The following is a 7846-nucleotide window of genomic DNA, read 5'->3' on the forward strand; positions in this document are numbered from 1 at the left end:
CCTCGCCCGCGCAGCCGGACAGCAGCAGGAGGACGAGCGCCGCGGCGGCCGGACGGCCCCTGCGGCGCCCGCCGCCCCGGTACTTCACGGGACCGATCGTTCCGTCGGATCCGCTACGCCCGGCCCGCGGTGCGACGGCGCAGCGCCACGGCCGCTCCCGCCGCTGCTAGCAGGCCCAGGCCGCCCAGGACGGGACCGCTCACGCCCTCGTCCACCGCCACGCCGGTGTCGGCTCCGCCCACGGGGACCTGGCCCACCTGGGAGAACCCGTCCGTGCCGGGGCCCGCCCCGGGGACCCAGTCGATGATGGTGTGCCGGTACTCCCCCGGAGCGACCTCCACGGGGATCCGCGTGGGGTCGTACGGCCACTGCGCGTCCTCGCAGACGACACCGTCGCCGTCCTCGTCGAGGAGGCCCGCGCTGTAGCTCGGCGAGCCCACCGGGATGTTGTGGACGCCGTACCCCGCGGCCGTGGCGCAGTCGGTGAAGACCATCGGGTCCCCGGTGGCCGCGGTCGCGGGGACCACCGTCAGGGCCGAGAGGCCGACCGCCACCGCCAGAGCCGCGCCGGCAGTGTGCTTGTTCATGGGGTCCCCACATTCTCGAGGAACGATTGGTTTGCAGGTGCATCGTAGAACCGGTGCACGGTTCCTGTCAGGAGAAAATTCTCCGCACGGGCGGAACGGCACGCTTCCGCCTTTGCCGGGCACTTCGTGACGCGTCCCACCCCGTGGGCGGCCGGTTCGGGAGGGGCGGGCGGAGCCCGGGCATCCCTCCGCCCCGGGACAGGGCGCTGCGACGGCCACCTCGGGACCGCCCTCCTCGGCGTCCGGGACAGCGCGTCACGACCCGGGAGCCGCCCCCGGTCACGGACCAGCCGCCCGGCGGGGACGGCCCTCGCCACACCGGCTCCACCCGGTGCCGGGCCTTCTCCCCGGCACCGCGATACTGTTCCGCTTACTCGTTCCTCGTTCCGGCGCCCCCGGTGCCGCCGGCGCCCCCGGGCGAGCGGGACGGACCCCAGCCCTGACGGAGGAGCACCCACCATGGACACCCCGCACAACGACCAGTACGCGCAGCACCCCGGCCACCCTGCCGGCGGATCCGCGGAGGGCGAGAACCACAAGCGCAACTCCGTCATCCTCGGCGTCATCGGACTGTTCGTCGCCGGCATCATCCTGGGCCCGCTGGCGCTCTGGCAGGCGGGCAAGGCCCAGGCCCTGGGCGTGCGGGCGACGGCGGGCAAGGTGCTCGGCTGGATCGACGTCGTGGCAGGCGTCCTGCTGCTCTTCATGTTCGTGCTCTAACCTCCTCTCCCCGGCGGGACCCCGCGCCGACCTGGGCGGAGACCCTGTCCTTCCGCGACTCGGAACCCGTGGCCCTGGGCCGGCCGAGGGGACGCGCGTAACCTGGGCGCATGGCATCGGCCGAGGAGCGCGCCGGGACGGCACCGTTCCGGGAGCAGGGGGGCCAGGGCGATCGGGAGTCCGCGGGGGCGGGTCCCGTGCCGGTCCGGTCGCGCGTGGCGACCGACGATCCCGACGTGGCCGGCGACCGGCTCCGGCAGACGTACGCGAAGGCGGAGATGCTGGTGCCCCGCGACGCCCCGGGCTTCGGGTTCCGCCAGGACGTCGACGGCGACTCGGACCTCAGTCTGGCGCGGTTCCGCCTGGAGGGGCACGCACGGGTGCGCGCGGAGCTCGACGACGTCGTCACGGTGGTCCGGCGACGATCGGGCGGTCACGACTGGGACGTCGGCGGCCTCCGGGGCACGGGCCTGATGCTGATCCAGCCCCACGACTCCTACCGGGCCGAGCTCGAGCTCCTGACCGTGGACGCGGTCAACTTCAGCCTGGCCGTGCTGCGCCGCACGGCCCTCGACGTCTACGGTCGGGACGCCGGCTCCGTGGTCTTCGACCACCCCCGCCCGGCAGGGCGGTCGCAGGAGAAGTACTGGAGCACCACCCACGACTTCGTCCGCCGTGCGCTGGCCGACCCCGCCGTGGAATCGGCTCCGTTGCTGCGGGCCGACCTGCTGCGGCGGCTGACGGTGGCCACCCTGGAGGGCTTCCCGCGCGGCGACGTCACGGGGCGCACCCGTCGGTCCTCGACGGCAGCTCGGGCCGCCGCGTGCCGGCGCGCGGTGTCCTTCATGCACGACGCGCGCGCTCTGCCGATCACCCTCGAGGACGTGGCCCGGCACGTGGGCCTGAGCACGCTCGAGCTGGGCCGGGCACTCCGCGTCCACCGCGGCACGACGCCGGGCAACGTCCTGCGCGAGCTGCGGCTCGAGGCCGCCCACGAGGACCTCGTCCGTGGGGACCCGGCGGCCGGGGACACGGTGCGGGGCATCGCCCTGCGCTGGGCCTTCCCGGACCCGGGGGACTTCGTGCGGCGCCACCGGGTCCGTTACGGCGCGGGCCCCGCCGCGGCACTGCGCGCCCGGGCCCGTCCGCGGAGCCGCTGACCCGGCTCAACACCGAGTCACACCAGGTCCGCGACCGGGCGGGCGGCGTAGCCTGGACCGCATGGACCTTCCGTTGCGACGGTCGTCGTTCTCCACCACCGATCCGGCCGAAGGTCTCGCAGTGCTCGAGAAGGTCTTCGCCGTCCGTGGAGTGCGCCGGGACCTCGAGGACAGGTTCGCGATGAGCCTGACCACCACGGGTGTCGGACCCGTCACCCACGAGCGGCTGCGACTGGTCGGCTCCCCCGCCGCGGGGACCACCGAGGGCGCGGGCTCGTTGCGGGTCTGCCATGTCGCCTCCGGCGCACTGATCGCCACGACCGCCGGCGACCGGTTCCCGCGGACCGGTCCGTTCCTCCTGCCCCGGCGCACGTTCACGAGCTGGTGGGACGACCTCGAGATGGTCTCCGTGTCCCTGGACCCGGGCGCCATGGAGGACCTGGCCCGGCGCCTGGTGGGCGACGACGCCTTCAGCCTCTCGTTCACGGGGATGCGCCCGGTGTCCCCCGCCATGGGGCACTACTGGCAGCGGACCGTGGCCCACGTGGGCCGGGACCTGCTCCCCAACGAGCACGTCGTGCAGAGCCCGCTCGTCCGCGCCGAGATAGCCCGCTCCCTGACCACGGTCCTCCTGCACGCCTTCCCGAACACGTTCCTGTCCCGCCAGGAGGTGGAGCCCGCCGCGTCGCGCTCGACCGGCTCGGGAGTCCGGCGTGCCGTGGCCTTCATCGAGGCCCACCTGGCCGAGGACATCGGGCTGCCGGAGATGGCGGAGGCCGCCCGGATGAGCACGCGCGGCCTGCAGGCGGCCTTCCGCCGCGAGCTCGGCACGACGCCGACCGCCCGCCTGCGCGAGGCCCGCCTCGACGCCGCCCACCGCGACCTGACGGCGTCCGACCCCACGGCCGGAGCCACGGTCGAGGCCATCGCCGCACGGTGGGGCTTCACCCACCGCGGGCGCTTCGCCGCCGCCTACCGCGCCCGGCACGGGCGGTCGCCGGCCGCCACCCTGCGCGGCTGACGCGCGCCGCGAGGGTTGCCTGGACGGGCGCCGCGGGGACGTCCGGAACCGTCACCGGCCGGGCGCCGGCGGCGCCACCGCGCCCGGCCGGCCCAGCCAGCGCGCCACGGGCAGGAGCACGATCAACGCCAGGAACCCGGCGAGCACCACGGTCGGCGCGGCCGTCGAGTCCCCGAAATTCGCGACCACGACCACGATCGCGGCCCCCATGTTCCGCTGCGACGCCGAGATCCCCAGCACGGGACCGCCCCGGCCACGGGGACCGCCGAGGAGCCACCCCAGGCCGAAGTTCAGCGCGATCGACGTGGTGATCGCGGCGATGGCGCCCGTGCCCAGCAGCCCGGCCAGCTCGCGGTGGTCGGCCAGCAGCTGGTTGGCGAGCATGACGACCAGGGCGGCCAGGCTCAGCCGGCCCGCCGTGGCCTGCAGGGCCGTCGCGATCCGGGGGGCGAACTGCCGCACCAGCACCGCGCCGAGCAGGGGCAGCAGCATCGTGAGGAGCAGGACGGCGGCGATGCCCCGCGGCCCGACCGCAACCCCCGGCAGCAGCACCGGCAGGACGAGCGGCATGTAGACGACCGTCGCCAGCAGCATGACGGCGAGCAGCGAGGAGGACACGGCCATGTCCGCCCGCGCCAGCTTCGACAGCTGCAGCGCGAACGGGGCCCCGGCGGCGCACGCGAGGACCATCAGCGCCACCCGGACGTCGTCGGGAACGCCGAAGAGCGTGACGACGGCCAGTGCGACCAGCGGCGCCACCACGAAGTTGGTCACCAGACCGGCGGCCACCAGCCGGACGTCGCGCAGCGGACCGAGGAACTGCCCGACGGTGTGCCCCAGCCCGACGGCCACCATGCTCATGACCGCGAAGAGCGGCACGACGACGGCGCCCACGGCATCGGTGACGGTCTGCAGGTCCATACGGCCCATTCTCCGGAGCACCGCGCTAGACTGTGGCATATTTTCCGTCCAGCGGAAGGTGGAAGATGGCCGGGAACAGTGCCGACCGGGGGCGGTCGGTCACGTCGAAGGCCCTGGCCCTGCTCGGGACCTTCGACCCCTCCCACACGCGCCAGTCGCTGTCCCAGATCTCCCGCCGGTCCGGCCTGCCCGTGGCCACCTGCCACCGCATCGTGGCAGAGCTCGCGGCCTGGGGCGCCGTGCAACGGCAGCCGGACGGCCTCTACACGGTCGGGCCCCGCCTGGCACAGCTGGGCCTGCTCGCCCCGATCCGGCGCGGACTGCAGCAGGTCGCCTCGCCGCACATGCAGGACGTGCTCTTCGCGACCCGGCAGGTGGTGAACCTGTTCGTCCTGGACGGCACGGAGGCGCTGCTGCTGGACCGGATCTCCGGCAGCCGGGTCGGGGCCCCCATCGCCCGGCCCGGCGACAAGCTCCCCCTGCACACCAGCGCCGGGGGCAAGGTGCTGCTGGCCCACGGCTCGGACGACCTGTGGGAGTCCGCCACCCGGCGGCTGGTCGTCGACACCCCGCACAGCATCGCCGACACGGCCCGGCTCGAGCGCGAGATGGCCGACGTCCGCCGGCGCGGCTACGCCACGACGGACGAGGAGCACTCCCCCGGCGCGTTCGGCCTGGCGGTGCCCGTCAGGGACCCGGAGGACGCGGTCGTCGCCGCCCTGGGCATCGTGGCACTGGCCAGGATCAAGGACGTCCAGCGCGTCGTGCCGGCCCTGCAGGTGGCGTCGGCGGCGATCACCCGGTCCATGCGGACGCCGGGATGACGTGGCCGGATCAGGCGGAGTGCAGGACCGCCGCCGCCCGCGGCACGGCCGCCTCGGCGGAGACGGCCCAGACGTCGCCCGGGCGGGCGACGGCGACCGGGCCGTCGTACTCGGCCGAGACGCCGCCGGTCCACTGCTCGTCGGTGGCCACGCCGGCGAGGTGGGAGAGCACGACGCCGCCGACCCGGGCCCGGGACGCCACCCGGCCGACCCCGTCCGGCGTGGTGTGGGAGATCTCCTGGTGACGCAGGAACTCCGGGGCGAAGTCCCCCGCCCGGTAGAAGTCGAGGTTGACCGCCTCGTGCACCAGCAGGTCGGCCCCCGCGGCCAGGGTGGACGTGTTGGCGCACTCGGTCGTGTCCCCGGAGACGACCACCGAGCCGTGGGCGGTGTCGAAGCGGAACGCGAAGGCGGGGAAGATCGGCGGGTGCTCCACGAGGACGGCGCTCACCCGCACGGCCTCGTCCTCGTAGACGGTGAAGGGGTCCATGGGCGGGGTGTGCTCGCCGTCCGCCGCCGCGGCCGAGGGGGGCAGGGTGATCTCCTCGGCCCGGACGAGGTCGTACAGGGGCGGGCGGCCCTCGTCGACGATGCGGACGTCGATGTCGTAGGAGTAGGCGCCCAGCACCCGCTCCACGAGCCCCGCGGTGCCGACCGACCCGGCCTCCGGGTCGGCCGGCCCGGGGCCGAGGATCCGCACCGGCTCCGTGAATCCGCGCACCGGACGGCCCCAGTTCCACAGCAGGTAGGCGGGGAGCTCCGCCACGTGGTCGGAGTGCAGGTGGGTCACGAAGCAGGCCCGCAGGTTCTCCCCGCGCAGCCCGGCGGCGTGGGCCGCTCTCGTCACCCCCAGCCCGAAGTCCACGAGGTAGAACCGGCCGTCGACGACGACGGCCGTGGCGATGCCCGGGCACTCGGAGCGGATCGCCGGACCCGCGGCGGTGCCCAGTGTGACGACGTGCAGCCCGCGGGCCCGGTCGAGGGGGACGTCGGGAACGACGCGAACGGTCATGGGGCTGCCTTCCGGAGAGCGGGGATGAACTGCGTCCACTGTGCCCGAGCCAGGACGGGCCGATGAGGTCCCTTTTTCGCTGGACGGAAAGCCGCCTATGTGGGCCAGTTCACACGCTCCTAGATTCACTGGGACACCTCGCCACGGCCCGCCGCCTTGCGGCCGCACGACAGGAGATCACCCAGATGACCACCACCGCCACACGGCTTCCGGCGCAGCCGCCCTCGTCCGACCGTCCGGGACCCGGCGCCGTCGACCCCAAGGACCCCCGCTTCTGGAGCAGCCGGAAGCGCACCCGCTACGCCTGGATGCTGACCATCCTGCTGCTCTTCCTGATGATGCTCAGCTGGGCGGACAAGGCCGTCCTCGGCGTGGCCGCCCTGCCGCTGATGCAGGAGCTGAACATCACCCCGCAGCAGTTCGGGCTCGTCTCCAGCGCCATGTTCCTGACCTTCGGGCTGGCGCAGCTGCTGGCGGCGCCGCTGGCGAACAAGGTCAGGGCCAAGACGCTGCTGCTGGTCATGTGCTTGATCTGGTCCCTGTCGGTCATGCCGGTCGTGGTGTTCGCGACCCTGCCGGCCCTGTGGGTCTCCCGGCTCGCCCTGGGCGCCGGCGAGGGACCCCTGGCCCCCGTGCTGATGCACGCGGTCTACAAGTGGTTCCCCTCGAAGAAGGGCGCCACCCCCGCGGCCGTCGCCTCCGCGGGAGTGACCCTGGGCATCGCCGTCTTCGCCCCGGTCCTCGCCTGGGTGGTCACCCAGCACGGCTGGCGCACCGCGTTCATCTCCCTGGCCGTCGTCGGCGTCGTGTGGTGCACGGTGTGGATGCTCCTCGGCAAGGAGGGCCCGTACACGTCCCTCGCCGCCGAACGGGAGATCGAGGGCCCGGAGACCGTCGCGCCCGCTCCCGGCGCGACCCGGATCAGCGAGGAGAAGGTGCCGTTCTTCCGGAGCATCGCCAACCCCACGTGGATCTTCGCGGTGCTGGCCTCCTTCTTCGGCTACTGGACCTTCACCCTGGCGATGTCCTGGGGCCCGGCGTACTTCCAGACCGTCATGGGCTTCAGCGGCCAGCAGGCGGGATCGCTCATCGCCCTGCCGGCCCTCTGGGGTGTCGTCGCCACCGTGGGGCTGAGCATCCTCATCCAGCGCCTCGACCAGCGGGGCGTGCCGAGCCGCCGCTCCCGCGGCTGGACGCTGGGGCTCGCGGGGACGGCCGCCGGCGCGGCCCTGCTGGCCTCCACGTTCGTGTCGTCCCCGGTGCTGGGCGTCGCCCTGATGAGCTTCGGCTTCGGCACCGCCCCCGCGATGTTCGCGATCACCTACCTGGTCGTCGGGGAGCTGACCACGATCTCCCAGCGCGGAGGCCACCTCAATGTCGCCAACGCCGTGCTCACGACCGGCGGCGTCTTCGCCCCCGCGGTCGGCGGCTTCCTCATCGGCGGCGCGGCCGCTCCGGCCGACGGCTACCGGATGGCGTTCCAGGTCACGGCCGTGCTCCTGCTCGCCTTCGGACTGCTGGCCGTGGCCTTCGTCAACCAGCAGAAGCAGAGGCGCAAGCTGGGCATCGAGGTCTGAGCAGGCCCGCTCCGGGCGTCCGAC

General features: G+C 74.0%; 8 protein-coding genes. 5 read left to right on the forward strand and 3 right to left on the reverse strand.

The window, feature by feature from the left end; all coding sequences use genetic code 11:
* Positions 1 to 113 precede the first annotated feature (113 nt).
* Positions 114 to 587 (reverse strand): excalibur calcium-binding domain-containing protein, encoded by a 474-nt coding sequence (locus tag ACH9EU_RS00005; protein WP_396411875.1) that lies wholly within the window; start codon positions 585 to 587, stop codon positions 114 to 116.
* Positions 588 to 1046: 459 nt separating this feature from the next.
* On the opposite strand from ACH9EU_RS00005, the gene ACH9EU_RS00010 reads away from it, so the two are divergent.
* From ACH9EU_RS00010 to ACH9EU_RS00020, 3 genes are all read left to right on the forward strand, one after another.
* Complete coding sequence (locus tag ACH9EU_RS00010) at positions 1047 to 1307, forward strand: hypothetical protein (RefSeq protein WP_396411876.1); 261 nt, start codon at positions 1047 to 1049, stop codon at positions 1305 to 1307.
* A gap of 110 nt (positions 1308 to 1417) precedes the next feature.
* Entirely contained in the window at positions 1418 to 2467 is a 1050-nt protein-coding gene (locus tag ACH9EU_RS00015; protein ID WP_396411877.1) for a helix-turn-helix domain-containing protein, read from the forward strand.
* Between the two features lie 61 nt (positions 2468 to 2528).
* Positions 2529 to 3488 (forward strand): helix-turn-helix domain-containing protein, encoded by a 960-nt coding sequence (locus ACH9EU_RS00020; protein WP_396411878.1) that lies wholly within the window; start codon positions 2529 to 2531, stop codon positions 3486 to 3488.
* Positions 3489 to 3539: 51 nt separating this feature from the next.
* On the opposite strand, the gene ACH9EU_RS00025 is transcribed toward ACH9EU_RS00020, so the two are convergent.
* Positions 3540 to 4409 carry a bile acid:sodium symporter family protein gene (locus tag ACH9EU_RS00025; protein WP_396411879.1) on the reverse strand — a complete coding sequence of 290 codons (870 nt, stop codon included), beginning with the start codon at positions 4407 to 4409 and terminating at the stop codon, positions 3540 to 3542.
* A gap of 65 nt (positions 4410 to 4474) precedes the next feature.
* Between ACH9EU_RS00025 and ACH9EU_RS00030 the strand changes: the two genes are divergently transcribed.
* A complete protein-coding gene (locus ACH9EU_RS00030) occupies positions 4475 to 5233 on the forward strand; it encodes an IclR family transcriptional regulator domain-containing protein (RefSeq protein ID WP_396411880.1) in 759 nt (252 codons plus the stop codon).
* Between the two features lie 10 nt (positions 5234 to 5243).
* Here ACH9EU_RS00030 and ACH9EU_RS00035 read toward each other — a convergent pair whose 3' ends face one another.
* Positions 5244 to 6245: an MBL fold metallo-hydrolase gene (locus tag ACH9EU_RS00035; protein WP_396411881.1), complete on the reverse strand. Its 1002-nt coding sequence runs from the start codon at positions 6243 to 6245 to the stop codon at positions 5244 to 5246.
* A 185-nt stretch (positions 6246 to 6430) separates the two neighbouring features.
* Between ACH9EU_RS00035 and ACH9EU_RS00040 the strand changes: the two genes are divergently transcribed.
* On the forward strand, positions 6431 to 7822 hold the full coding sequence (locus tag ACH9EU_RS00040) for an MFS transporter (RefSeq protein ID WP_396411882.1): 1392 nt from the start codon (positions 6431 to 6433) through the stop codon (positions 7820 to 7822).
* The last annotated feature ends 24 nt before the right edge of the window (positions 7823 to 7846 follow it).

Origin of the sequence: Kocuria rhizosphaerae (assembly GCF_044462265.1) — a bacterium.
GTDB classification, from domain to species: domain Bacteria; phylum Actinomycetota; class Actinomycetes; order Actinomycetales; family Micrococcaceae; genus Kocuria; species Kocuria rhizosphaerae.

What these genes read in the sequence shown, in the direction of transcription:
- ACH9EU_RS00005 (WP_396411875.1), bottom strand. Translation starts at nt 587, where the DNA reads ATGAACAAGCACACTGCCGGCGCGGCTCTGGCGGTGGCGGTCGGCCTC.
- ACH9EU_RS00010 (WP_396411876.1), top strand. Translation starts at nt 1,047, where the DNA reads ATGGACACCCCGCACAACGACCAGTACGCGCAGCACCCCGGCCACCCT.
- ACH9EU_RS00015 (WP_396411877.1), top strand. Translation starts at nt 1,418, where the DNA reads ATGGCATCGGCCGAGGAGCGCGCCGGGACGGCACCGTTCCGGGAGCAG.
- ACH9EU_RS00020 (WP_396411878.1), top strand. Translation starts at nt 2,529, where the DNA reads ATGGACCTTCCGTTGCGACGGTCGTCGTTCTCCACCACCGATCCGGCC.
- ACH9EU_RS00025 (WP_396411879.1), bottom strand. Translation starts at nt 4,409, where the DNA reads ATGGACCTGCAGACCGTCACCGATGCCGTGGGCGCCGTCGTCGTGCCG.
- ACH9EU_RS00030 (WP_396411880.1), top strand. Translation starts at nt 4,475, where the DNA reads ATGGCCGGGAACAGTGCCGACCGGGGGCGGTCGGTCACGTCGAAGGCC.
- ACH9EU_RS00035 (WP_396411881.1), bottom strand. Translation starts at nt 6,245, where the DNA reads ATGACCGTTCGCGTCGTTCCCGACGTCCCCCTCGACCGGGCCCGCGGG.
- ACH9EU_RS00040 (WP_396411882.1), top strand. Translation starts at nt 6,431, where the DNA reads ATGACCACCACCGCCACACGGCTTCCGGCGCAGCCGCCCTCGTCCGAC.